The organism is Pseudomonas sp. PSB18 (genome assembly GCF_014596565.1).
Classification (GTDB): domain Bacteria; phylum Pseudomonadota; class Gammaproteobacteria; order Pseudomonadales; family Pseudomonadaceae; genus Aquipseudomonas.
The window spans coordinates 151,395-176,075 of record NZ_NOIN01000001.1 but is presented as its reverse complement, the minus strand read 5'-3'; the positions used below and the strand labels follow the sequence as shown (position 1 = coordinate 176,075).

Annotated in this window: 20 protein-coding genes; 9 read left to right on the top strand and 11 right to left on the bottom strand. The window is 60.8% G+C overall.

Going from position 1 to position 24,681, the window contains the following annotated elements; translation table 11 throughout:
- Nucleotides 1-75: 75 nt before the first annotated feature.
- The 5 genes from CGA22_RS00635 to CGA22_RS00615 form a co-directional block, all read right to left on the bottom strand.
- Complete coding sequence (locus tag CGA22_RS00635; RefSeq protein ID WP_041021007.1) at nt 76-1,434, bottom strand: hypothetical protein; 1,359 nt, start codon at nt 1,432-1,434, stop codon at nt 76-78.
- Entirely contained in the window at nt 1,431-7,739 is a 6,309-nt protein-coding gene (locus CGA22_RS00630; RefSeq protein ID WP_188258456.1) for an AAA domain-containing protein, read from the bottom strand. Before CGA22_RS00630 ends, CGA22_RS00635 begins: the two co-directional genes overlap by 4 nt.
- Nucleotides 7,740-7,750: 11 nt before the next feature.
- On the bottom strand, nt 7,751-8,395 hold the full coding sequence (locus CGA22_RS00625) for a 4Fe-4S single cluster domain-containing protein (protein ID WP_041021009.1): 645 nt from the start codon (nt 8,393-8,395) through the stop codon (nt 7,751-7,753).
- Nucleotides 8,396-8,397: 2 nt separating this feature from the next.
- Nucleotides 8,398-10,230: an AAA family ATPase gene (locus CGA22_RS00620; protein WP_052435085.1), complete on the bottom strand. Its 1,833-nt coding sequence runs from the start codon at nt 10,228-10,230 to the stop codon at nt 8,398-8,400.
- Between the two features lie 169 nt (nt 10,231-10,399).
- On the bottom strand, nt 10,400-10,792 hold the full coding sequence (locus tag CGA22_RS00615; protein ID WP_041021010.1) for an ester cyclase: 393 nt from the start codon (nt 10,790-10,792) through the stop codon (nt 10,400-10,402).
- Between CGA22_RS00615 and CGA22_RS00610 the strand changes: the two genes are divergently transcribed.
- Entirely contained in the window at nt 10,791-11,003 is a 213-nt protein-coding gene (locus CGA22_RS00610) for a hypothetical protein (protein ID WP_041021011.1), read from the top strand. The genes CGA22_RS00615 and CGA22_RS00610 overlap by 2 nt on opposite strands.
- Before the next feature lie 41 nt (nt 11,004-11,044).
- Here the strand turns inward: CGA22_RS00610 and CGA22_RS00605 are convergent, their stop codons facing one another.
- The gene (locus CGA22_RS00605; protein ID WP_041021012.1) at nt 11,045-11,449 is read right to left on the bottom strand and encodes a hypothetical protein; all 405 of its coding nucleotides are present in this window, start codon (nt 11,447-11,449) and stop codon (nt 11,045-11,047) included.
- A gap of 413 nt (nt 11,450-11,862) precedes the next feature.
- Between CGA22_RS00605 and CGA22_RS00600 the strand changes: the two genes are divergently transcribed.
- Entirely contained in the window at nt 11,863-12,402 is a 540-nt protein-coding gene (locus CGA22_RS00600; protein ID WP_041021013.1) for a kinase inhibitor, read from the top strand.
- A 5-nt stretch (nt 12,403-12,407) separates the two neighbouring features.
- A complete protein-coding gene (locus CGA22_RS00595; RefSeq protein ID WP_041021014.1) occupies nt 12,408-13,226 on the top strand; it encodes a helix-turn-helix transcriptional regulator in 819 nt (272 codons plus the stop codon).
- Nucleotides 13,227-13,321: 95 nt separating this feature from the next.
- Here CGA22_RS00595 and CGA22_RS00590 read toward each other — a convergent pair whose 3' ends face one another.
- Entirely contained in the window at nt 13,322-14,065 is a 744-nt protein-coding gene (locus tag CGA22_RS00590; RefSeq protein WP_041021015.1) for a GntR family transcriptional regulator, read from the bottom strand.
- 132 nt (nt 14,066-14,197) lie between these two features.
- On the opposite strand from CGA22_RS00590, the gene CGA22_RS00585 reads away from it, so the two are divergent.
- The 4 genes from CGA22_RS00585 to CGA22_RS00570 are packed head-to-tail and all read left to right on the top strand — an operon-like array spanning nt 14,198 to nt 19,228.
- Nucleotides 14,198-15,037, top strand: coding sequence for an ABC transporter ATP-binding protein (locus CGA22_RS00585; protein WP_041021016.1), 840 nt, complete (start codon nt 14,198-14,200; stop codon nt 15,035-15,037).
- Nucleotides 15,034-16,035: an ABC transporter substrate-binding protein gene (locus CGA22_RS00580; protein WP_041021017.1), complete on the top strand. Its 1,002-nt coding sequence runs from the start codon at nt 15,034-15,036 to the stop codon at nt 16,033-16,035. The genes CGA22_RS00585 and CGA22_RS00580 overlap by 4 nt, the downstream gene beginning before the upstream one ends.
- 7 nt (nt 16,036-16,042) lie before the next feature.
- Nucleotides 16,043-16,792 (top strand): ABC transporter permease, encoded by a 750-nt coding sequence (locus CGA22_RS00575; protein ID WP_041021018.1) that lies wholly within the window; start codon nt 16,043-16,045, stop codon nt 16,790-16,792.
- A gap of 60 nt (nt 16,793-16,852) precedes the next feature.
- Nucleotides 16,853-19,228 carry a hypothetical protein gene (locus CGA22_RS00570; RefSeq protein WP_041021019.1) on the top strand — a complete coding sequence of 792 codons (2,376 nt, stop codon included), beginning with the start codon at nt 16,853-16,855 and terminating at the stop codon, nt 19,226-19,228.
- Nucleotides 19,229-19,289: 61 nt separating this feature from the next.
- On the opposite strand, the gene CGA22_RS00565 is transcribed toward CGA22_RS00570, so the two are convergent.
- From CGA22_RS00565 to CGA22_RS00555, 3 genes are read right to left on the bottom strand one after another with little or no spacing between them, the layout of a single operon-like run.
- A complete protein-coding gene (locus tag CGA22_RS00565) occupies nt 19,290-20,003 on the bottom strand; it encodes an ABC transporter ATP-binding protein (protein WP_041021020.1) in 714 nt (237 codons plus the stop codon).
- A gap of 3 nt (nt 20,004-20,006) precedes the next feature.
- Nucleotides 20,007-20,849, bottom strand: coding sequence for an ABC transporter permease (locus CGA22_RS00560; RefSeq protein WP_041021021.1), 843 nt, complete (start codon nt 20,847-20,849; stop codon nt 20,007-20,009).
- Between the two features lie 56 nt (nt 20,850-20,905).
- Complete coding sequence (locus CGA22_RS00555; RefSeq protein ID WP_041021022.1) at nt 20,906-21,898, bottom strand: aliphatic sulfonate ABC transporter substrate-binding protein; 993 nt, start codon at nt 21,896-21,898, stop codon at nt 20,906-20,908.
- Nucleotides 21,899-22,198: 300 nt separating this feature from the next.
- Between CGA22_RS00555 and CGA22_RS00550 the strand changes: the two genes are divergently transcribed.
- Nucleotides 22,199-23,146 carry an ABC transporter substrate-binding protein gene (locus CGA22_RS00550; RefSeq protein ID WP_041021023.1) on the top strand — a complete coding sequence of 316 codons (948 nt, stop codon included), beginning with the start codon at nt 22,199-22,201 and terminating at the stop codon, nt 23,144-23,146.
- A gap of 265 nt (nt 23,147-23,411) precedes the next feature.
- Nucleotides 23,412-24,044 carry a VOC family protein gene (locus CGA22_RS00545; RefSeq protein ID WP_041021038.1) on the top strand — a complete coding sequence of 211 codons (633 nt, stop codon included), beginning with the start codon at nt 23,412-23,414 and terminating at the stop codon, nt 24,042-24,044.
- Between the two features lie 94 nt (nt 24,045-24,138).
- On the opposite strand, the gene CGA22_RS00540 is transcribed toward CGA22_RS00545, so the two are convergent.
- Entirely contained in the window at nt 24,139-24,480 is a 342-nt protein-coding gene (locus CGA22_RS00540) for a hypothetical protein (protein ID WP_041021024.1), read from the bottom strand.
- Nucleotides 24,481-24,681: the final 201 nt, after the last annotated feature.

Sequence of the window (24,681 nt, the reverse complement as noted above, 5' to 3'; positions counted from 1 at the left end):
GCTGTGCATTGCGATCGAGCGCTCGATGACGGACCAGGGAATGATCGCTTGGCTTGCGGCGGGGTCGTTAGCGGTTCATTGATGAAGAGTCTTTTGCTGAGCAGCGATTGCCTCTACGCCCGGCGCGGAAACGCTCGTTTCTTTAAGCGGTACTTCACCCACCGAAAGTGCCCGCTCGATCAGCAACTCGCAGCCCTTATCTTGCAATAAGGCTTGTAACCGCTGGAATTCGCCGCACCAGATGGTTTCAACGTCGCGATCCCGCGTCTTGTCGCGGTCGTTGCTGAGAGCGACCGCGCGAACTTGCAGGCGGCCGTTGTCGGCTTTGCCACCCACTTCAACGCCATAACCGGGCGTCGCGGTTTTGCGCAGCACGACCTTGCCGGTTTCTGCCCAGGCGGTTGCCATGCCTTCGCGTACCTCGTAGCCGAGGCTGGCCAAGCCGCCGAGCACGGCTTCGCGGCGGGCAAGGGCGGCTTGAGTCTGCAAGTGGGTTGCGATATGCGTTTTACACTGCTCGATCAGCCCAGCCATCACCGAGAGCTCGCTATCGGTCGTGCAGGCGCCAATCTGACTCAGTAAGGTTGCGTGTTCGGTGCCCATGCAGGTTTCGATTTCGCTGGCCAGGTCCTCCAGCTGTTCGAGGCACTCGCGCTGGCGTTGGAAGTTTCGAGTGGAGGTGCCGAGGTCGAGTACCAAGCTGTCGAGCAACAGATTGCGCCGTTTGGCGTCGACTTCCGTTTCAGCTCTTTCCAGTGCCAGAAGGAACGGTGCGGCACGCTCTGCGCCTTGCAGCAGTTGCAGTTCCACGATGTGGCGATCGATGCGCAGCAGACGTATGTCTCGCGTGGCTTCCGGTTCCTGTGCCGTTATCCAATCGCGCAGGGAAAGCTCGGGTTCGGCAACCTTGAGCTGCTGCGCCAGGGCGCGTTGGGTATCGCTCAGCACTGGCTTCTCGGTGGCCTTGGTCAAGTGGGTGAAACCTTCGGCCAGCAGACGTTCGGCATCTTCCCGATTGGCGCCGCTCGCCAATTGTGAGAGGGACTGCAGCAAGGTTTGATCGGCGCTTTGGGGATTGGCGTGCAAGGCGTCAAGCAATGTCGCGGCGTTTTCCTGGACGCGTCGGTCGCGTTGGCGTCGCTCGGCGGCACGAATGATCGCGCGTTCTTCGCGGTCTTCCAGGTCCCGGCGCAGGTGCTCAATCTCCAAGGGCACGGCCTTCTGCAATTCGGCCAATCGATCTTCTGCCAGCAGAGCGCGCAGGCGAGCGTGTCGCGCCGTGGCGGCGATGCGCTCCTGCTCACTGAGTTCGCCAAGCCTTGTGGCTTGTGTCTGCCAACGCTCCACGGCGCGCTCCAGGCGTTGCAGGTGGCCTTCACAGATGGCGATGATTTCTTCGCGAGTGACAATGCGAACGACCTTGGGACCACTCATGGGCAGATTTCCGTATCAACTGGAACAGGATTGGGTTGCAGTGGCTGCTCGACCTTCATGGCGTCTTCGATTGCTTCACGCAGCCGTGATCGCTCGCTGTCGCCGTTGTGATACCAGGCCTGCGATGACACGCGATGGATGTGCGGAATGGCGCGATGCAGCACGGACGGGCGCCAGATTTCCCGGGCGCGGGCGCGTTCGAGCAGAGTGTGGCAAGGCGCATCGCACTCGATGCCAATGGCGTACAGACCCGTATCTGGATGCTCGATGGCGAAGTCGAGGCCGAAAGCATCGCCTTCACTGGCGGGAGCGGCTTGCCATCCCAGAGAATGAATGAATTCGCCGACCAGCCTGACAAAACCATCACGTTGCGGACCTTGTTCGCGGTGCACGCTGCTGCGATCGGTCTGCAGGCGCTCCAGCAACTTGCCGCTGCTGCTGAACTCGCCAGAGGAGAGCGCGCGGGCATATTCCAGATAGCCTTGCAGATAGTCACGCGGGCTGGCGGGGGCACGGTGGGTGTTGAGCATGTCGGAGATATCGGCGATCGGCATCGATGTGATCATCACCACCTTGTGCCGCGCACGGGTCACCGCCACGTTCAGGCGCCGTTCGCCACCGGTCTGCCCGAGCACGCCGAAGCTGCGGCGGAAGGTGCCTTGGCTGTTGCGGCCGAAGGTGGAGGAGAAGACGATGATGTCGCGTTCATCGCCCTGCACGTTTTCCACGTTCTTGACGAACACCGACATGTCCTCGCCGTCTTCGCTGCGCTCGCGTTCCTGGGCGTAGGCTGTGCGGAACAGCTCATCCTGCTCCGCACGCTGCTCCAGGTGCTCCTCGATGAGGTCGGCCTGCTTGCGGTTGAAGGTGACGACACCCACCGAGGGGCGCTGGTCGTAAGGTTTTTGCCACAACTCGTTGAGGTACTCGACGACCCGCTCGGCTTCTTGGGCATTGCTCTGGTTCTGATACAGCCCACCGACCTGGATCAGTTCCAGCGGTTTGATCCGTTGGATGCTTGCCTGTGGATGACGGACCGGAACGTTCAGGCGATTGCCATAGAAGGAGGCGTTGGAAAAGCCGATCAGTTCACGGTAGGCCGAACGGTAGTGGATCTGCAATGTGGTGCTGGGCAGGGCGTTGCGCGCCAGTTGCAGCAGGTCAGGGCAGTCCTTGATCTCACGACGGTTCCAGGTGTCTTCGAACGCTTCGCGCTGTTCCTCATCCGCGTCCTCGTCAGGCTCGTCGCCGTCGAACACTTCGGCTTCGTCGCTTTCGATGCGACTGGAAAAGAATGCCGTCGGGGGCATTTGCTTCTCATCGCCACTGACAACAGTGACTTGACCGCGGAATAAGGTCGGCAGGGCGAACTCAACCGGCATCTGCGAGGCTTCGTCATAGATGACAGTATCGAACAGGCCGGCCTTGAGTGGCAGTACACGACTGGCGACGTCCGGGTTCATCAGCCATACCGGACGCAGGCTCATCAAGCCGAGGTTACTGCCCAGTTCAATGAATTCGCGCAGGCGCCGCGAGCGTTTGCCCGTCAGGCGGGTGACATCCTCCCATTGCTTGCGATTGCCCAAGTGATCGAGGTTGATGCCTTTGGCCAGCAGCTCACGATTGAGCAGCCGCATCTGTGCATCGGCTTGCGCGAGGCTGGCGACTTTGGCGCGGGCTTCGTCCTGGCTGAACAAGAGTTCGGGATTGGCTTGCTCGACGCGATGTTTCCAACCCAGCCGGGCTTCACGGTTGAGCAGGCGTCGCACTTCGGCTTCCAGTTGCTCGGGTGCAATGTTGTCCAACTGTTCCTGGCGTTGGCGCAGCAGGGCGAGCAACTCGAGGTCGGCTGTCGTCAACTGACCGGCACGCCCGCGGAATGTCTGGTAGGCGGCCAGGTAGGACAACGCCTCATGCAGACGATCAAGACTCAGTTGATTGCTCAGGTTGTGTTCGACGGCATGCTGCAGTTGTCGCACCAGCTCATCACCCAGCCAGTCGCCGAGTATCTTGAGTTGTTCGAGGCTGGAATGGCGAACGCCATGGCGCACCAGCGAAGCATCCAGATCGCTGAGCAGCGCCTCGAGGTGCTGTTTGTCGCCGGCGAGGGCGGCTTCATCCGCCTGTCGGGCGCGAGGCGATTGTGCCAAGGCCAGTGCCAGTGCCTGGATTTCCAGCAGATGGCGGATGTCGCTCTTCACGAGACTGGACAATTCCAGGCAGGCTTGCCTGTTCACCGTTTCCAGTTCCAATGCCTGGTGCAGGGTACTCAGCTCGGCGCGCAAAGGTCGCCACTGGCTTTCCAGGCGAATGGCTGCCTGCAGCGTTGGCAGCGCTTCAACAACCAGACTTTCCCCTTGCTCTTGAAGAAAGTTGCGCAGTCGCTTGCGCCGCAGCAGATGCAGCGGGTTGATGTTCGCCAACCAGGACCGTGCGGCGATGACCTTGGTACAGTCCTGATCCAGATGCCTGAGGGCTTTGTTTTCGAGCAGGCAGAGTGCCGGTGACAAGGTGGGGGCGTAGTGGTCCTGATCCAGTTGGCCGAGTTGCTGATCCAGTTGCTGCAGTTCGGCGAGAATCGACTCGCCCCGTGGGAGTTGGCCCTCTTCGCGGCTGCGGAACAGCGGCAGCCAGCGCGCAAGACGCAGACGTTGCTCTTGCTTCAGACCGAGGAGGGTCGCGACATGGGTCGTCATCCAGTCGCGGTACGGCGCGGGGTCGTCGATCTCGAAGCTGGCGGGGTGTGCCTGCAACGTGGCCTGACGGTTGTTTTCGGCCTGGGTGAAACTGTGCAGATTGTCGGTGAAGGCCTGCAAGGTCGCCCGATCGGCGGCGAATGACTGCAACTGGGCCAATGGACTGCCTTCGTAGCGTGCGGGCAACCACAGGCGTACCAGCGGCGCGCAGCTTTCTTCCAGGCGGGTGAGGCTGGCGAGGTCCAGGGATGCCAGGCGTTGGCGCAAGGCCGGAAACTCGAGCGGCGCTGGGCCGGACTCCAGTTCGATCAATTCGCCAAGCAGCCTGCGGTAGCTGAGGCCGGTATTGTCATCAAGGCGATGCAGGCTCTGTTGGAAGCGGTCGAGCTCGCCCTCCAGGGCTTCGATGCGGGCCGCGACCTGTTCGCGCTGGCGTTGCCAACCCTGCGCCTGGCTGCCGTCCGTGAACAGGCTTTCCAATTGTTCACGAATGCTGCGGATGACGGGCTCGCGGTCGCGGTTGACGTCATTGAGCATGACGATGCGTTGACCGAGGCCTTCGGCGACCAGACGTTTGTACACCACCTCCAGCGCCGCATGCTTCTGACAGACGATAAGCAAGCTGCGCTGGCGGCCGATAGCATCGGCGACCATGTTGACGATAGTCTGGCTCTTGCCGGTCCCGGGCGGCCCCTCGACCAGCAGTCCCGGGCTCTGCCGGGCCTGGATCACGGCCGCTTCCTGTGAGGGGTCGCTGGCCACGGTGAAATAGCGTTGCAGCTCGCCTGGCGGCGCCTCGCGTGGGGATTCGTCGGCGACCTTGAGGCGCAACGCGGTTTCCAGTCCGGTGCCGGCAGGCGAAAGCGTCTTCAGTTGGCGTAGATCTTCACCGATGGCTTGCCCCATGAAGGTCACGTGAAACAGCACGGCCGCGCAGTCCAGTTCATCCTGGTAGGGCGCGATCTCCACGGTGCTGGCGGGTAGATTGCCCAGGGTGCGTGAGCGAATGGTGGCGAGCATCCCGAAGGCGTCCATGACATCCGTTGCGCGAATGGACGAGCGCCCCAGCAGCTCATCGGCGGTCTTGTGCCAGCGCTTGCAGGTTTCGGCACCGAGTACGCTTTCCAGTGCGGGGTTGAGCCGCACTTCCTCACGTTCACTGTCGAACGCCAAGGCGGCGTGCCCACGCGAACCCAACTCCAGCAGCAGCTTCACTGGCCACAGCAGCAGCGGGATGATTCGCGTGCGCGTGGTGCCGCGAGGGTCACGGTTGAGCAGGAAAGGGAAGCCCAGGTACAGGCCATCGATGCCGGTGTCGCGTTTGTAGAGTGCGCTTTGCCGGTACAGGGTATGCAGGCGTGATTCCAGCTGGCCGTTGAGCTGAAAACTCTCCGGGTCGAGATTCACGGCCCGGGCATTACGTTGCAACAGGTGATCGAGCAGCGCCGCGGCCGGACTGCGCTCGCTGTTGAGTTCGTTGAGATCGACCCGTGCGGTGGTCTTGCCGATGCTCATGCGCACCAGCGGCCCGCGCATCACGGCGGTCACAACCTTCTTTTCGAAGAAATCGAGGATCTGTGAGACATACTGCTGTTTCTGTGGCTCCAGCCAGTGACTGGACGGTATAGCCAGCAGCACCAGTGTCTGGGCCAACGGCATACGTCGTTCCAGGCGGAACTGCTCGGCCCACTCGTCCACGACTGGCACGCCACAACGGGCAAAGCCCTGGATACGCTCATCGACACTCCGGTACAGCTCAAGTCGAGAGTGCAACAGCAGCTGGGTTGCCGCTTCGGCGTCGAACCAGCCGACATCGGCGTTCCTGGCCAGCTCGGCGGCGCTCTCTATGATCGAGGGCGCTGAACGAAACTGGCTGATCGCGGCGCTGAGCAGCACAATCAGATCTTCTTCGGCGATCACCCGGCGTTCCGACAGTGAGGCCAACCCCGGATGGTCGGTGTCGGGGAACAGCCGTTGGCGTTCCTGCCACTGTGTGGCCAGCTTGGCGCGCGAGGTCGACAGCAGGAATATCCGCAGTTGCTCTTCGACCAACTCGATGTGTTGGTGCAGGGCACGCTGACGGACGTTTTCGGCGCGGGTTTTGAGACGCGATAGCCAGTTGTCGGTCTGCAATTGCTCAAGCAGGTCCGGGACCGACCCGCTGATCAAGCGATAGCCTTCCAACGGATGCTCCAGCAGCCATCCTGGCGTGACGATGTCGCCACGATGGATCAACGGGATTTCCGGGTTGAGGATTCTCAACGCCAGCATGAGACGGAAGTCGTCCTCGATACCTTCGTGCTGGACAACCTGTCGTAAGCCGGCGACCAGGGAAGGGGCGAGACCGACCTGTTCGGCCCATGTCACGATCACACCGCGCAGCAAGTGGTCCAGGGCCTGTTGCCAGTTATCCGCCTGGGCCGCCGCCAGGGCGAATACGCCGGGCTTGTGGAAGCGACGCTCTCCCAGCCGTAGGGTGGCACCTTCACCTTCGTCCGTTTGCTGGACGGAGGAGGCCGGCGCCTCGATCGCAATGCCGTTGAGCCAGTCCTGGACCTGTTGCCATTGCCAGCGCTGATGACGGTCGCGTGCCAGCAGCCCTCGCAGCAACAGGTTCAGACGCGGGTCGAGGTCGTCGGGGATCGGCACGCCATTGGCCAGCACGTGAATAAGAAAAGCGTTGGCATTGATGCCGTCGAAGCAGGCGCCCTGGGTCAGTTGCTCGAGCAGAATCATGCCCAGGCTCCACCAGTCCGAGGCGGCCGCAACGCCACCTGCGATAGCTTCTGGCGCCATGTAGCGACTGGTTTCCAGAGGCGAGACGATGTCCAGGTCGAACTCGGACAGGCGTGCCGAACCGAAACCGCTGATGACCAGGTCCAGGGGTTCGCGGGAACGTACCAGCAGGCTGGTTGGGCGCAGGTCCCGATGGCGTAGGCCAGCTTCGTTGAAAGCATGCAGCGCCTGTCCCAGTTCCTTGACGACATGGTGCACGCTGTCGCTGTCGCGGATTACGCTGCCGAGTTCTGCCAGGGTTCCGCCGGTGAGTTCTTCAATGACCTCGTAGGCACGGTCATCCCAGCGGCCGGTGGCGATGATTTCAGGCACGTGCTCGCGGGGCAGTCGGCGAATTACATCGTAGATCGCCGGGTCCGGTTCGGCACCGGGTCGATACAACGTCAGAACTGCTCGTTGCGCGGTTTCATTGTGCTCGGCGACGTATCGCTCACGCACGCCGTCGGTACTGCTGATCTGGCGGATCAGGCGCCAGCCGTCGATCAGGGTCTGGGTGATGCCTTCCGGTTCGCTGTTGTCTGGCAGCGCGCCGCAGGGCGTTGCTTGCGCAAGTGAGCTGCCACATTCAAGGCACATCAGGTCGCCATCGACCATCGGGTGACCATTTTCGCAGAGCAGGTCAGGGACAGTTTCCTGGGCCGGACTTACCTGCGGCAGGGTTTCCTCAGTGAAGACGGTTTGCGGCCGCCAACCGGCGGCACGAATGGGTTCGCCGGCGAGGTCCCAGCCGCAGGGTTGTTCCTGAATGAGCCCTTCGCAGAATATCTCCTGGAGAGCGCGCTCGGTTTTGCAGTTGGGGCAGAAACGTATCATGGGGGCTCCACTCAGCGGCGTCGCGACGCGTGTGCGCTGATCTGTAAATGATGGCCTTGTTCATGCAGCAGGTCGCGTAAGCGCAATAAGTCGCCACGTCGTGGGATGCCGGCCATCCAGACGCTGCCGCTTTCGTCAAACATCAGGTCAAGCGCCTTGTCGGCGGGTTCCAACTGACGTTCGTAACGGCCCAGGCGTGCCCGGCCCAGTGGCGTGAGCAGGCTCAGGCGTTGATTGTCACTGCCGCGCAAGGCCATGGTCTGGCCGAGTGCTTCGATATAGGGGTCGCTGATCAAGGCGTCTATCAGGCCATTGGCTTGAAACAACGGCTCATCGAGTTGCTCCAGGGAGTAGCCGCTGTAGACCAGAATGTCGAGATCGCTGCGTTGACGCAGGCTTTCGAGCAGCGACCGCAGGGCGTCGAACTGGTCGAACGGCTCTCCCCCGGAAATCGTGATCCCGTCTGCCTCGTGCAGCCAGGGGGTGATCTGTTCAAGCAGTTGCTCCAGGGACAGGCGTCGGTGTCCTGGTCCCCAGGTATCGGCAGAGATGCAGCCCGGACAACGGATGCTGCAGCCCTGGAACCAGATACCAAGGCGCCGCCCGGGGCCAAGGGTGGTGACCGGAAAGTGTACACGCGACAGACTGAGGTCCATGTTCAGCGACGTTCCATCTTCAGCCCAGAGATGTCCAACTCGTTGATGGTGAAGTGCTCGCCTGGTTGAGCGTCCTGATCAAATAGCGCCCGCGACAGGGGATTGAGCAGGCGTGCCTCCAACTGATTGCGGATGCCTCGGCCACCGTTGGACAGATCCTGCAGACAGAGGCCATGCAATGCCTGGCGTGCCTGGGGGGCTAATTCGATAAACAGGTTCTGTCCCTGCAGATCGCTGAAGGTGGCGTTGACCATCTGTTCAAAGATCTGCATTGCAACGTCTTCACGAATGAAGTCGAAGACAATGATGTTCTCGCCGATTCGATTGAGGATTTCCGGTCGGTTGAGCACTAGCTTGAAATACCGGTCGATCTCGCTATGCACCTTGTCCTGGACCTGCTCGAAGGCTTCGCCCGGCAGGACGTTCGCGACGCGTTCGCCATTGTCGCCCTGGCGATAGATCCCGAGGTTGGAGGTGAACACAATCAGGGCCTCCGAAAAGTACACACGGTCACCACGGCCTGAAGTCAGCACGCCATCGTCGAGAATCTGCAGGAATTTATCGAGGATCCGCGGATGGGCTTTTTCGATTTCATCGAATAACACCACGCTGAACGGCTTCTCGCGGATGGCATTGGTCAGCTCACCGCCGACGTCATAGCCGACGTAGCCGGGCGGTGCGCCGATCAGGCGTTGGTCGGCATGCTCGGCGCTGAATTCGGACATGTCGAAGCGGATGTATGCACTTTCGTCGCCGAACAGCAGGCTGGTGATGGTTTTGGCGAGTTCAGTCTTGCCTACGCCAGTCGGCCCCGCGAGAAAGGCTACACCCCGTGGACGATTGCCCTTGCGACTGGCGCCGACGCCCGTCATCGCCCGTTTGACGATATCGAGCATGTGCGTCACTGCATGCTCCTGGCCTTTGACCCGCTGGTGGACGAGGGCGTCTGCCTGCCGGATACGCTGACGGTCGATCTTCAGCCACGGATCCTCGGTGACACCGATCTTGTAGCGGCGCACCGCGTCGGCAATCTGTGGCATGGGTACACCCTCGACGCGCGCCAGTTGAGCAATGGCACTGAGATCGAGCAGCAGCAAGCCTTCGGTGTTCTGTACGAAGGCATCCACAGCTTGATGCATGATCTCTTCGCTGGCGCCTTGGCTGCCACTGAGCCCCTTGAGCAGCGCCGGTGCCAGTGCGCGGCGGGCCAGTTGATCGGGCTTGGATACAGGAATGTGGCGCAGGCGCGGGTTGTCGACCAGTAGCCAGTCGGGTAGATCACCTTCTTTTTCCACCAACCACAGCAGCGTATTGAAGAAAGGCTTGCGCAATTCTGTGGCCGGACGGCTGCGAGCCTGATGGGATTGCACCAGGGCCTGGGTGAAGAGCTGATGTTCAGCCGCGTTGAGGGCGTCGTTGCGGACCGCCAGGCGCGAGGCGAAATCGATGATCAGCGCGACCGGTTCGCCAGCACGACTCACCAGCCGTGACAGGGTGGCGCCCAGCAGGTCGATACCTGCCGGTGCGACGCCGTTCACCGGGGTCAGGCCAAGTTCCTGAAGTAACGTCAGGCCGGCCTCTGGATCGGAGCCGGGTTTGCCGACTGCCCGGAAACCGGACACCGGATCCCAGGCGATAACCTGGGCGTAGCCAGCATCGAGCAATGCATTGCAAAGGGTCTGGTTGAAGCTCTGTGCGGTCACCGTACCGGGGGCCACTTCACTGGCCTGTAGGTCCCGGATGTTGCCTGACAGGACGAATTGGCTCTTCAGCGGCAAGAAGCGCAGAAGATCTCGCAGCCAACGTGGGCTTTCAAATATCGCAATCCCTGACATGTTTCAGCTCGTAACGTTGGGTCGGTATGGGCAGGGTATTGCTCAATGCGCCCATTTGCCAGTGCGCTGCTACGGAAAGTTGTGTTGAGAGAGCGCTTCTGAGGGGACGCTCGCTTCTTTTATCCTGCGGCACGTAGGCCGCGGATAATCTGCAGCCTTGAGGCATCCGCTACGCTGATCGGAGCTGAGCTTCGATCGCTACCTTATCGATGACCGACCAGACCTCGCGGATCCTGCCGTCCTCGAACGCGTAGAAGACGTTTTCGGCGAAGGAGATGCGTGTCCCATTCACCGCCAGGCCCAGGAATTCCCCAACCGGCGTGCAATTGAACGCCAGGCGAGCCGCCAACTTCGGCGGGTCGATCACCAGGAATTCAATTGCAAAGCGCAAGTCGGGAATGGCCCGATAATCCGCTTCCAGCATGCTTCGATAGCCGTGCAACCCTAATGGTTTCGCGTTGTGAACCACATCCGGGTGCACAAAATGGCCCAGGTTTTCCCAGTCCTGTGCATTCAGGCAGGCGATGTAGTCGCTATAAAGATCGGCAAGGTTCGGGCTCATGGGGCTGATTCTCCTCATCATGTCTGTTCTTGCCTTTGCGATCCTAGGTCCTGTTGTCATGTCTCATCAAGGCAGTGAGCAGAACAGAAAGTCATCGGCGCAGGCATTGACAATGGTCATCACGTCGCTGAAGAGCCATGGCGGAGCGTTCGGCGGACACGGGGCCGCCGACGCGAAGGTGCCAGGCGATGCTGACTTCCAATGGGGTTGAACGGCGACTGGCGAACTTCCCGCCGCGGTCCGGTGAGGGTTCTACAGCGTGATACTGGTGGCAGGGTAGAACAGAATATTGAGTGCGAAGAGGATCATCCAGAAACCGATTTCGAGTGTTTCGGTAATAGGCTGGATCTTTTTGATTGCGCCGTAGACATGCACGAAAAACATCAGCGTGAAGACCGCGAAAAGAATATCGAAGGCATAACTGAAACTGGTGCCGGTGGTGGCCGAACGCAACATCGCTACTTCAACGACAAGGATGAATGCACCGAGGCAACGGCCGAAATAGATAGCCAGATGTTCGTGTTCGGGAACGCTCCAGCGCATGAGCCGGGCCCATTGGAGCGGGGCGAAAAAGATGGGCAAGGCAAACAAGAGGGTGGTCACCACCATCAGCGTTGTGATGTATTCCTTGCTGTATTGCGCATAGTAACCAAGCATATAAGAACTCCTTGTCTCATCGGCGTATCTAGGCGCCCGGCAGTCATTGTTATTGTTGTGAGCGGCGTGAAGTGTTACGAGGGCTGACCAGATGCGTCAATTGTACAAAAGCGCCTGCTACCAAAAGCGCGGAGGGGAGTAGTACCACTTACACACGAAGTTTCGACCGATGGCCGCGGTATCTGGGCGGAACTCACTGCGACGAGGGCGACTGGCGTTTGCGCGGCGGGAAACAGGTAGCGTTGAGGTTGAGCACAGCTGTGGGTTAGAGGCGAAATCGCCCACGGAAGCCAGAGGATCGCTTCCCAAACAAAAAAGAGCATTTCGGCACTCTTATCGAGCATTTCGGCACAGTAGCCATTCTTTGTTCAACCTAGACTCGAGCTTCACTCTAAGACTCAGATGGAGCCGCGATGAACATCAGATCAGTCCTGCCTGCACTCTCCATGGCAGTAGCATTCAGCGGATATGCCGCCGACTTCTCACTGACCAGCCAGGATATTGCTGACAACCGTCCGCTGACCAAGCGCGAGGTGTTCCAAGGCTTCGGTTGCGAAGGTGGCAACACTTCTCCCGAGCTTTCCTGGGCAAACGCTCCCGCAGGTACTAAAAGCTATGCGATCACGGTCTATGATCCCGATGCGCCGACCGGTAGCGGTTGGTGGCATTGGACGGTGGTCAATCTGCCGACTTCTACCCATAGCTTGCCAAGAGGCGTGGGAGCGAACCTGCCTGCCGGCGCAGTACAAGGGCGCACCGATTATGGCCGGCCGGGGTTTGGCGGGGCTTGCCCACCTGTGGGGGATAAACCCCATCGATATCAATTCACCGTATGGGCATTGAAAGTAGATAAGCTACCGCTCGACAGTGAGGCCAGTGGTGCGTTGGTTGGGTACATGCTCAATGCCAACGCCCTTGCCAAAGCGACCATTACTTCAACTTACGGACGTTAAGAACGATGCGCCCTTGTGACGGCATACAGCACCGGGAAAACATTATCGATGCGTGTGTCATACGGGCGCGACAGCCATTGACCTTGCCAAGGGTGCGGGTGTTCGTGACCACCTTGTGTCGAGTGCGACAAGGGGAAAAGCTGTTGCAATGGGATGATCGGGAGATGCGCGCCGGGCCGCAACATCTGATTCTGATGCCGGCCGGACGCGAGCTGGGTTTCTCGAATTTCCCTGGGCTTCACGGTCACTACATCGCCGATGCAGTCACCTTTCCCGTCTCGATATTGCGTAACTTCAGTACCCGATATAGCCAGCAGATCATGAGCCGTCATGGTGAACTGAAGACCGATCTATGCGTCCCTCTGGACAGGCACACCACACAGGCGTGGGATCAATTGTTGGCCTCTATCCATGCGAACTCCCCGGACGCATTACGCGCGCTCTATGGGGAGGCGGTTCTTCTGAGTCTGTGCCTGGGTGGCCACATCGGACCTCTGCTGATGGGGCGCAACGATCCCGTTCGTGAACGTGTGCAGCAGATCGTAATGGGCAGCCCGGAGAAAGACTGGACAGTTGCGACCATTGCACAACGCCTGAACCTGGGTGAGTCGACGTTGCGTCGCCAGCTGGCGAATGAGGGGGACAGTTTCCGGAACATCCTGGAGGGCGTTCGACTGGCCACGGCGTTGCAAGGCTTGCAAACAACGTCTCGCCCTATCGGGGAAATTGCTGCGGCCTGCGGTTACGCCTCGGCCTCACGTTTTGCCGTGCGCTTTCGCTCACACTATGGTCTGTCGCCACGTGAATTGCGGGCAGGGATCTAAGCCTGAAACGTTGCGCTCCGATCAGGGCATTCCTTTGCAAGCACCCGCCAGAGGCAGATGCAATTGCACAGCCGGGATTGATCAGGCGCGGGTCATCAACTACCCGAAGTGGATTTGAAAACACCACTGAGGATGAAGGCATAGCGTTCCGGTCGGATGTAAAACGTCGTACGGTCGCAGCAACGGCCGTCGGCGAAATAGGACGTGCGCTCCATGACCAGCAGCGCTGCGCCGCGTTTGATCTGCAGCGCGTCGGCCAGCTTTTTGTCGGCCTCTTGCGCACGGATTGCCAGGTCGGCGCGAATGACCGGCAGGCCGGTGATGGATTCGAGAATGGAATAAATCGGTTGATGTTCGACTTCCGTCCAGGCCACCTCGGCCAGCTCGGCGGGTAAATGGCTGCGGCCCAGGGCGATGGGTTCGCCATCGACAGAGTGCAGCCGTTCCAGTAGCAGGCAATCCCCGGTGTTTTCAAACAATCCCCGCAATGCCTCTGGAACGGCCTGCAAGGCATGACTGATCACCTGCATGGTCGGCTGAAGTCCTTGCAACAACAACGCCTCATGGAAACTGCGCAACGCATCCAGGCCGTGGCGCACCTGCTTGGCCGCGACGAATGTGCCTTTGCCTTGTTTGCGCTCCACCACGCCGTCCTCGCTGAGCTTGCCGACCGCCAGGCGAACCGTGACGCGGCTCACCCCGAACCGCTCGCCCAACTGCGCCTCGGACGGCAGCTTGCCGCTGGGTTCATAGTCGCCGCGTTGAATTTCCTCCAGCAACCGGTGGGCGATCTGTTCGTAGAGCGAGGTGGTGCTGTCGCGAAGAATGGACGTAGACACTGTCAGCTTCCATGGTCTTGAGTGGGGCAGGGCCGTCACTTCTAAGGTTATAAAAATAGGTTATTAGGCTAACTTGTATTAATACGTATTATGTCGAGCATTGCCATTGTAAACGACCCGACGATACTTGCCATGCTCAAAACCCTACCGCGCCGACAGCTGCAAGCCGATGCCCTGACCGTCGCTGATATCAGCTTCAGTTACCCCAATGGGCATCGGGTGTTTTCCTCGTTCAGCCTGAATGCCAGGCCCGGTGAATTCGTCGCGATCCTCGGGCCATCCGGCTGCGGGAAAACCACGTTGCTGAACTTGTTGTCGGGGTTCGTGCAACCGCAAAACGGGCATATCACCATCAACCAAACCGCGGTGCGGCCAGAGCGTTCGGAGTTGGGGTATGTGTTCCAGGCGCCGCAATTGTTTCCCTGGTTGAGTGCCCTGGAAAACGTCCGTTTTGGCTTGCGGATGAGTGCCCGGACCAGCGAAGCGCAGCAGCGCCAAAAGGCGCTGCAATACCTGCGCCTGGTCGGTCTGGAAAAAGCGGCGCATCGGCTGCCGCATCAGCTGTCCGGTGGTATGCAACAGCGCGTCTCCCTGGCCAGGACCCTGGCGCTCGAACCCAGCGTGCTGCTGATGGACGAACCCTTCGCCGCGCTGGACGCCATCAGTCGCAACAGCATGAACGAAGAGACGTTGCGTATCTGGGCCGAGCTCGGCCAGACGGTGTTGTTCATTACCCACGATATCGACGAAGCGGTGTTCCTGGCGGACCGGGTCATCGTGTTGAACATCGCCCCTGGCGGTATTCACAGCGAACTGGAGATCCGCCTGCCGCGTCCCCGTTCCAACCTGCAAACCCGCCGCTTGCCGGCCTTCCTCGATTACCGCAATGAGCTGATGGAACGCATTTCCCAGGTCATGGACGCGCCGCAGGGTACGGCTTCTCCCACCCCCCGACTTGAGATGACAGCATGACCAAACGTTCGCTGCTTGCCTTTTCCTTGTCTGTTGCCACGTTGGCAGGCAGCGCTTTTGCCGTGGCTGGCGAGGATAAACCCTTGCGTATCGGCTACGTCTTTGCCATGGCCAACGCGCCGGCGTTGATCGCCGACAAGCAGGGGTTCTACCGCGAGGAAGGCCTGGACGTCGACCTCAAGGCGTTGGGCGATGGCCCAGTGATCCAGCAGGCCTTGGCTGCCGGGGAGCTGGATGTGGCCTACGTCGGGACGCCGCCGGTGTACCAGTGGTTTTCCCGAGGCTTGCAAAGCCGGATCCTGGCAAAGGTCAACTACGGGCAGGCCGCCGTGATTGTCGATAGCAAGAGCCTGATCACCGGCCTGGACGCGCTCAAGGGCAAGAAGCTGGCGGGGGTCAAGAAGGGCAGTGGCATGGATGTGCTGCTGCGTGGTTACGTGCTCAAGGAAAAAGCCGGCCTCAATCCTGACAAGGACCTGGACATCATCGACATGCCGCCCGGCAATATGAACGCTGCCCTGGAACGCGGCATCGTCGACGCGGCGTTTTCCTGGGAGCCTTTTGTCAGCCAGTCAGTGCTGCGCGGCTCGAGCCGGATCCTGCTGGATGTCAACCAGGCGCTGCCACAGTATCCCTGGTACGTGGTGATCGCCTTGCCGAAAACCTTGCAGGAGCGACCCGATGACGTGGTCAAGCTGCTGCGCGCCCATCGCAAGGCCATCGCCTTTCTCAACGAGCATCCGGCCGAATCGAACCGGCTCATCGCCGAGGCATTCAAGCTAGAAGCGGTGCAAGGCCTGGATGGCAAGACCATTGCCCCAGAGGCCATTGTTGCCCAGGCACGTACGCGGCTGGGCTGGTCGGCGGATTTGCAGGCCTCGGATATCCAGTTCATCCAGCGCCTGATGGATTACTCCCACGACCTGGGTTTTATCGATACCACGCTCAAGACCGAACAGATCGTGGATACCGCTTACTTGGAAAAAGCCTCGCACTGAGTCCGTCATGTCCCTACCAAAACCGAACTGGGGATGGGCTTCACTGCCGTTCCTGTTGTTGATCTGGGTGGCCTTGGCCAGCCGCTTTCCCACCTACATCCTGCCGCAGCCCTGGGATGTGGCCCGCGAGGCTGTTCGCTGGCTAGACGACAGCTCACTGTGGCAACACCTGCGGGCCAGCGTCCTGGAAGAGCTGGGTGGTTTCTGCGCGGCGGTCGTCGTCGCTGTCGTGCTGGGTACGGCGGGTGGACTGTCGTCGCGTTTTCGCGATTTCAGCTCGCCGCTCAACAGCCTGTTCATGGCTATCCCGCCGATCGCCTGGGCGCCGCTGATCATGATCATTTTCGGCCTGGGTTATGTCTCCATCGTCCTGGTGATCTTCATCGCGGCGATGTTTCCCATGGCGGTGACCATCCAGGAAGGCGTGCAAAGCATCCGTGGCGGAGAAGTCCGCGCGGCACGCACCCTGGGCGCCAACGCCTGGCAACTGCTGGCCCACGTCTACCTGCCGGCTTCGTTGCCCTTCGTGACCGCCGCGTTGCGCATCGGCTTCAGCCAGGGCTGGCGGGCGTTGGTCGCGGCGGAAATGATCGGCGCCTCCCAGGGTATCGGCTGGATGGTGTCCACCGGTGGGCAGATCGGCAACAGCAGCCAGGTGCTGCTGGGCATCGTCGTGATCGGCCTGATTGCCTGGCTGATGGAGAGTTTTGTGTTCCGGCGCATCGAGCGTCATTACCAGAAATGGCGAGTGCAATAAGCATCGCCATTGTCCTGGCCCCCTTTCAAACCTTCAGTGGACCATTGCACGAGGTGTCATGTGAGTAACGTTTTCGATCCCCGCGACGCCGGGCATTACATCGCTCCCCAGGGCCTGTACGAGCGCAATAAGCAACGGCCGTTCCTGGGCAGTATTCACTGCGACCGTGACACGCTGGTCGCCGGTCAATGGGATGAAATCACTCTGATCTACGAGGTCGGTGGCAGTGGTCTGGCCGACGGCGCCTGGCTCAAGCTGGCCTTCAAGTTCTACTCCGATTGGGCCCTGTTCCAGACCTCGAACCCGGCCGGCCCCAACTATGTCAGCGCGGAGTACCAGGCCGGCGAGCTCGTTCCGGGCCAGAGCCAGGCCACCGTGCAGCACCTCAAGGTGCGCTTCGACCAGAAGGGCCATGAGCGGCCGTTCCAAAAGGCGATCATCATCGATATCGTCGACGGCTATCTGAATCCGGGCGACAAGGTCATCATTCGCCTGGGTGATCGCCGTCAGGGCGGGGCGGGCACGCGGGTGCAGAGTTTCGTGGAAAAAGACTTCCGCTTCCGGCTGTTCATCGACCCGTTGGGCAGCTCGAAATTTGCCGAGGTGCCGGGTGATCCGTTGCTCGACATCGTGCCGGGGCCTGCCCACGGCCTGCAGTTGATCGTGCCACGGCTGGTCAGCGCGGGAGAGGCGTTCGATGTGCTGCTCAGGGTCGATGATGCCTGGGGCAACACCTGCCGTGAGTTGCCGCTCAACGGCACCCTGACGTTGGTTGATCCTGAAGGGGTGGAGCGCCAGCAGCCGTTTACCCTGGCGACTGAAGGCTGGGCCATTGCCCGGATTGCCGCCGTTGACCTCGGCACGCCGGGTGAGTGGCGCTTGCGGGCCGAGGTGAAGGCGCGGTCCGTGCGTGGGGCCCAGGCGTTTGTCACGGTCGATCCAGCGGGAACAGCATTGCGCCCTCTCTACGCAGACCTGCATGTGCATTCCGACGACACCGTGGGCACCAACGACACCTTGTACAACCTCAGTTACGGCCGCGACGTTGCCGGGCTCGATGTGCTGGGCTACACCGCCAACGATTTCAATATCACCGAGCAACGCTGGGACCAGGCGGTCAAGTTGATCCATGAACTCAATGAGCCGGGCCGGTTCGTCTGTTACCCCGGGACCGAGTGGTGCGGTAACTCTTGTGCGGGCGGGGATCGCAATGTGGTGTTCCTGCATGACCGCAAGCCCGAGTTTCCCTTCGATAATCAAGGGCGCCTGGTGCGCTCCTTCGAATGGAACGAGTTCACCGCCGGTACCATCAAGCCGGGCGCCTGGCCGGTGGATGAGTTATATGCCGCTTATGCCAAGGATCCCGAAGGCCATCTGATGATGCCTCACGTGGGCGGACGCCGTTGCAATCTTGACTGGCACCACCCGCAGCTTGAGCGGTTGATCGAAGTCGGTTCGGCCTGGGGACAGTTCCATTGGGTCTACGCCGAGGCGCTGGCCCGTGGTTATCGGGTGGGAGCCGCGGCCAATAGCGACGAACACCAAGGGCGTTGCGGCGGCGGTGTCCCGGCCACGGCGGTGTTTGGTTCCCGTGGCGGGTTGACCGGTGTGTTGGCCGACGGCTTTGACCGGGCCAGTGTCGGCAAGGCGCTTCGCGCCCGACGCACCTTTGCCACGACCGGCGAGCGCTCGTTCGCCAGTCTGCGCCAGGGCGAACATTTCATGGGCGAGATCTTCAGCGCCGATTCGACCGCCGCGCTGGACTATCGACTGCTGGGAGAGGCCGGCTGGGAACAGGTCGACCTGTTCGACGGCGACCAGTTGATCTGGTCGCGCAACCTGCATCAGGAGCTGGGTTTTTCCGCGCAACGCATCCGTCTTCGCCTGGGCGGTGCACGGATCAAGGACCGTTATCGCGGGGCCTACTGGACCGGCGAGATTCGCATCACCGGCGCAGTCATCAACGGCTTTCAAGCGTTGGGCCTCGATCACCCCGAGCAAACAGTCTGGCGCCAGGATGCTACGGTCCTGGCCTTCCGTACCGACACCAATGGCGATACCGACAGCATCGAAATCGAGCTGTCGCAACTGGCCGGCGCCACGCTGCAGATCCACAGTCGCATCGACAACTACATCAAGGTCGGCGATCCATCGGAACCGCAGTCCTACGTGCATGCGCCTATGGTGCGGATGGAAGTGCCCGGTGAGCAATTGCTGGCGCTATCGGAAGTGGTTGAAGAGTTGCCGGGTGCCGAGCTGAAGGTGTCCCTGGAGAGGGTCACGGCTGCGTCGCTGCCTCGCGAGTTGCAAGGGACAATCGACCTTGCCCGGTTGAACCTGGAACGAGGTCGTGAACACCCCCTGTTCATTTGCGCCCGGCAGCGGGATCAGTCGCGGGTCTGGACATCCGCGTTGTTTCTCACCTTGCCTGCCTGACAGTGCGCCAAGGAGAGCAGATAGCGTTCGTCGTTGACGCTGATTTCCAGGAGGCGCCTGATCAAATGACATGGGCGTTGTGCAATTCGCCGAGGGCCACTGCCTTGAGCCGAGCCAGCAACGGGTCGCGCCGGTCCCGCGGGTGCTCCAGTTGCACCGTCAGCTCTTGGCGAATGCTGCTGGGGCGGGTATCCATCATCAGCACTCGATCGCTCAGGTACAGCGCCTCGTCCACATCGTGCGTCACCAGCAACAGAGCGATGTCGTGTCGCTCGGTCAGTTGCAATAGCAGGTCCTGCAATTTCATCCGGGTGAAGGCGTCCACCGCGCTGAAGGGTTCGTCCAGCAACAGCACCCGTGGTCGCGAATACAGTCCGCGGGCAATCGCCACACGTTGTGCCATACCGCCGGACAATGCCTTGGGCAAGGCGTCGGCGAAGCCTGTGAGGCCGACTTCGTCGATCAGATGCGCGACCCAGGCTTCGTCGTAGTCGTCGTCTTCGCTGAAGCCGATGTTCTGCTGTACCGTCAGCCAGGGCATCAATCGCGCCTCCTGGAACACGAAGGCCAGTTGTTCGGTGTCGCTGAGCAGGTGTCCTTCGAAGTCTTTTTCCAGGCCGGCGACGATGCGCAGCAAGGTGCTTTTGCCGCAGCCGCTGGGACCCAGCAGGCTCACGGTTTCCCGGGGTTGCAGTTGAAGGTGGATGTTACTGAGCACGGTGGTGGTGGCGAAGGTCTTGCGCTCGACATGGATATCCAGCAGGGCTTGGGTCATGGCTCATTCCTCGGTGCCGGTAAAGGTGTCGCGCCAGGCCAGGAAACGTTTTTCCAAGCCGGCAAGAATGCCGTCGCTGAGCTTGCCCAGCACGGCGAGCACGATGATCGCCGCCAGCACGATATCCGGGCGCGAGGTTTCGCGGCCGTCGCTCAACAGATAGCCCAAGCCCTTGGTGGCGGCGATCAGTTCGGCGGCTACCAGGAACATCCAGGCCAGGCTCATGCCGCTGCGCAATCCGGTGAACAGGCCGGGCAGGGCGGCGGGCAGGAGAATCCGGCGCACCAGGCGGCGGCGATTGAAACCGTACATATGGCCGACCTCCACCAGCTTGCGGTCGATGTTGCGAATCGCGGCCACGCCATTGAGGTAGACGGGGAAGAACGCGCCGATGGCGATCAGCACCACCTTCGAAGTTTCGTCGATGCCCAGCCACAGCAGGAGCAGCGGCACCCAGGCCAGGCTGGGGATCGAGCGCAGGCCGGCGAAGGTGGGTTCTAGGTAGGCTTCGGCCTCCCGGCTCAAGCCAACCCAGGCGGCGAAGATCAATGCCAGGCTGGCGCCGATGGCGAAGCCCAGCAATACCCGCAGCAGGCTGGCGCTGATGTGTTTCCACAGCGCACCCTCGGCCAGGTCGCCTAGCGTCAGGGCGATCTCGCTGGGGGCCGGCATCTGGTAAGAGGGCAGCCAACCGATGCGCACGATGATTTCCAGGATCAAGATGATCAACACCGGCAGCGCCAGCCCCTTGAGCCGCAAGCGCCAGTCGGGGTTGAACGGGGGCGCCTTGCTCGGTAGTGATAGGGCCAGGCGTGGGCTGGAAAGGTCTTTGCTATGACTGCTCATGGTGGTTCTCCGTCAATGCCGAATCCGCGCCAGGCGCGGATCGGTTATCGCCTGGGTTATTGACGGGCCACGGCCTGCTGGCGACCGGTGTCGAGCAGTTGTTCGATCACCTGGTCCACATTCACCCCGCGACGGACCAATTCCTCGGAGACCAGGATCGGCGCGGCCGCCTTGGAGGCCAGCACATCCTTGGCGCTCAGTTGTGGGTTACCCAGGTCAGTGCGCGACAACTGCAATCTGGCCACTTCCAATGGCAGCCCGGATTCGTCGGCCAGCAACTTGGCCAGCTCCTGCGGATGACCTACCGCCCACTCACGCGCTTGTTCGTAGGCGGCAAGCACAGTCTTGATGGTCTGCGGGTGCTCCTGGGCATATCGCTCCGTGACGCTGACCACGCCGTAGCTGTTGAAAGCGGGGTTGCGATACAACAGGCGCGATCCGGCCTGGACTTCGCTGGCGGCCATGTGCGGGTCGAGGCCTGCCCAGGCGTCGACGTCACCTTTTTCCAGGGCGATGCGACCGTCTGGATGTTGCAGGTGCACCAGCTCCACGTCGTCTTTGTTCAGTCCAGCCTGTTGCAGGCTGCGCAGGGTAAACAGATAGGGATCGGTACCTTTGGTGGCGGCGATCTTCTTGCCCTTCAGGTCGGCGACCGTCTGGTACGGCGAGTCCTTGCGCACCACCAGGGCGGTCCATTCGGCGCGGCTGTAGACATACACCGACTTGATCGGGCTGCCGTTGGCTCGGCTCAGCACCGCCGCCAGGCTGGCGGAGGAGGCGAAATCGACGCCGCCGCTGTTGAGGTATTCCAGGGAACGGTTACTGCCCTGGCTCAGGACCCAATTCACCTTGGTCTGGGGCAGGGCCTTTTCCAAATAACCAAAGTGCTTGAGCACCAGACTGACCGGCGAGTAATAGGCGTAATCCAGATGCACCTCGGCCGGCGGGCTTTCTGCGGCCTGAGTCATGGACGGCAAGCCCAGTACCAGGATGCAGGCACTGATCAGGAATCTGGCACGGGCCAGGGGGAAGCGGAAGGCGGGTTTCATGGAACAGCTCCAGACAAGGCGGCGAGAGGGCTATTTTTTATTTCCAAAAGATCGGGAGGCAGAAGCAAATCCCGCTTGAATGGAAGATTGCAGGCTCCGTGCCATAGCTGGGAAAGGACTGTTTTCCGGACACTCCACGGAGTGAGGAGCTTCGGAAGATGTTGCAGGGCCAACAGTCTGTTGCTGCACTGTTGCGCCATGAGCAGTGGTGACGGGTAACGATGAGCTTATGCGCAAATAGAATTTCAAATCGTATTTGTGAGAGCGCTATGTTCTATCAAATTCAATTAGGAGCCTCTCATGACATTCTCTCGAACGTTGCGCCGTCTGCTGATCAGTACATTATTCGCCGCCCCCCTGGCCCAGGCCGCCGAGTCGCTTGTGCTGCATGTCGGTGACCAGAACTACTACAACGTACGGGCTTCGGTGGAAGCCTCCGGTGTGCTTGAAGGTGCGCCTTATCGCGTTGACTGGAAACACTTCCAGGCCGCCGCGCCCTTGGCGGAAGCCCTGGGCACCGGTGACCTGGACTTGGGATTTCTCGGTGATTCGGGCTTCCTGTTCCTGGCCGCCAAGCAGGTGCCGGTCAAGTTGATCGGTGTCTCCCGGCAAAACCCGGACACCATCGCGCTACTCGTACCCAAGGATTCGCCGGTCAAGACCATCGCCGACCTCAAGGGCAAGAAGATTGCCTATTGGCCCGGTGCCTGGAGCCAGCAACTGACGCTGCGTGCCTTGGAACAGGCCGGCTTGCCCGAGAATCATGTCCAACTGATCAAGCTGATGCCCATCGACGCGGCAGCCGCCTTGCCCCAAGGCAGCATCGATGCCTTCCCGGTGTGGGAACCCTACATCTCGCAACAGATTCTGTTTTCCGGCGCACGGCCGATCCTGACGGCGAAGAACCTGATGCCCGGCCTTAGCGCCATCGCCGCCTCGACGCCGGCCATCGACAGCAAGCGTGAAGCGATCGCCGACTTCCTCGCTCGCGTGAAACAAGCCCGCGCCTGGGTTGACACCCATACCGACCAATACGCCGACCTATGGGCGAAAAAAGCCAATCTCGACCAGAACGTCTCGCGTCATTGGTTACGTCAGGCCCACATGAGCGTCGGCCCGGTGGACCAGCAGGCCGCCGCCGATCTGCAAAATACTGCGGACTTCCTGTTCAGCGTCAAGGCACTGCCGGCTCCGCTGGCCACTGCCGGGATTATCGATGCGTCCTTCAGCCAGGCGTTGAGTCATTGAGTGCGAATAGCAGGATCAGTCACGGGCAGGTAGGCGAGCTGTTGGCAGCACTCAGCGTATAAACATATGTGTTTTGAGTCTTTGGTGAATCACTGGCTGATCGAGACGCTTCAGCGCACTATGGGAGCGGGACCCAACCAGAAGCCGCGTGGCTTCCATCCGCGAGCCATCGGACGAAAAATGCGAGTCTCGTTCCCCGCTCCAGAATTCAGAAAAAAGCCCCTCATGAGTGCCGTGAATGAAGGGCAGCGATTTAGGAACCGTCATGCAGACTTCACTGGACCATTTAGTCGTCGTGGCGCCTACGTTGGACGCGGGTGACCGCTTCGTGAGTCAACGATTGGGTGTGGCGCTTCAACAGGGCGGCTGCCATTCGCTTATGGGAACCCACAACAAACTGCTGCGCCTGGGGACGAGTTTCTATCTGGAAGTGATCGCTATTGACCCGGCGGCACCGCCTGTAGGCAGGCCTCGCTGGTTCGCCCTCGACGGGTTGCCAGACAACGCGTCTCCTCGGCTGGCCCATTGGGTTGCTAGAACCGACACCCTGATATCGCTTGGCTCGATATTCGCAGAGGTCGTCGGCCAGCCACAGCCAATGAGCCGAGGTGAGTTGAGCTGGGATATCACGATTCTTGCGGACGGTGGATTGCCTTTGGGGGGAGCCGCCCCCAGCCTGATTCAATGGGGGCAGCCGGCGCACCCTGCGCAGATGCTTGAAGACAGAGGTTGCTCATTGCAGATGCTCGATATTTTCCATCCTGCGCCAGAGAGGATCAGCCACCTGCTTGATGCCATGAATTTTTCCGGGCCGGTTCGGCTTCATCGTTGCGATAGCATGGAAACGTCACGCTTGGTTTCCTGTATCGAAACCCCAGGGGGGCTCAGGAATTTATAGGGCAAACTCGGGAATCACGGAAACCCCTTGTATTGCTGATGCTGTTCGCACCATTCCCGCTATCAACCGGCTCCGTACGCCTTCACAACAACGCTTACTTGGGTAGCGGCGAATTGACCACTGGCGCCGGCGGCCGCTGGGGCTTGACCGACGTACCGAAAGTGTTGCCCATGCGCACCCCGGTGGCCGCCGGGGTCGCCAGGCCGATGCTGTTCGGCGCGCGTTTATCGATCGGTACATTCAACCCCTCCTGCAGGTGCTGCGCAGCAGCCCCGGCCTGGGGATCGTTACCCATCTGTCGGCTCAGGCAATGGTAGTCCGGGGTCTTGTAGCCGCCGACGATCACTTCGATACAGGCCGGGGCTTCTTCGCCCTGAGCCCCGGGTAATGTCATCAGCAACCCGATACCGGCTGTCATGCTCATCCACGGTTTCATCGTTCACCTCCTGGCGCGTCACGGCGGCGGTTCGTTGCCACGGCATCAGTCTAGTGCGGGCGATGAGATTTGTATCGGTTGTCATACGACATTCATAAACACCCATCAGGATGACGTTTTTCAACGGATACGTCAGTCGTGCAGCAGGGCTTAACCGGGGGCGGACGCAGGCGTGGATCGGCCAAGGCGCCCTTAGGGTGG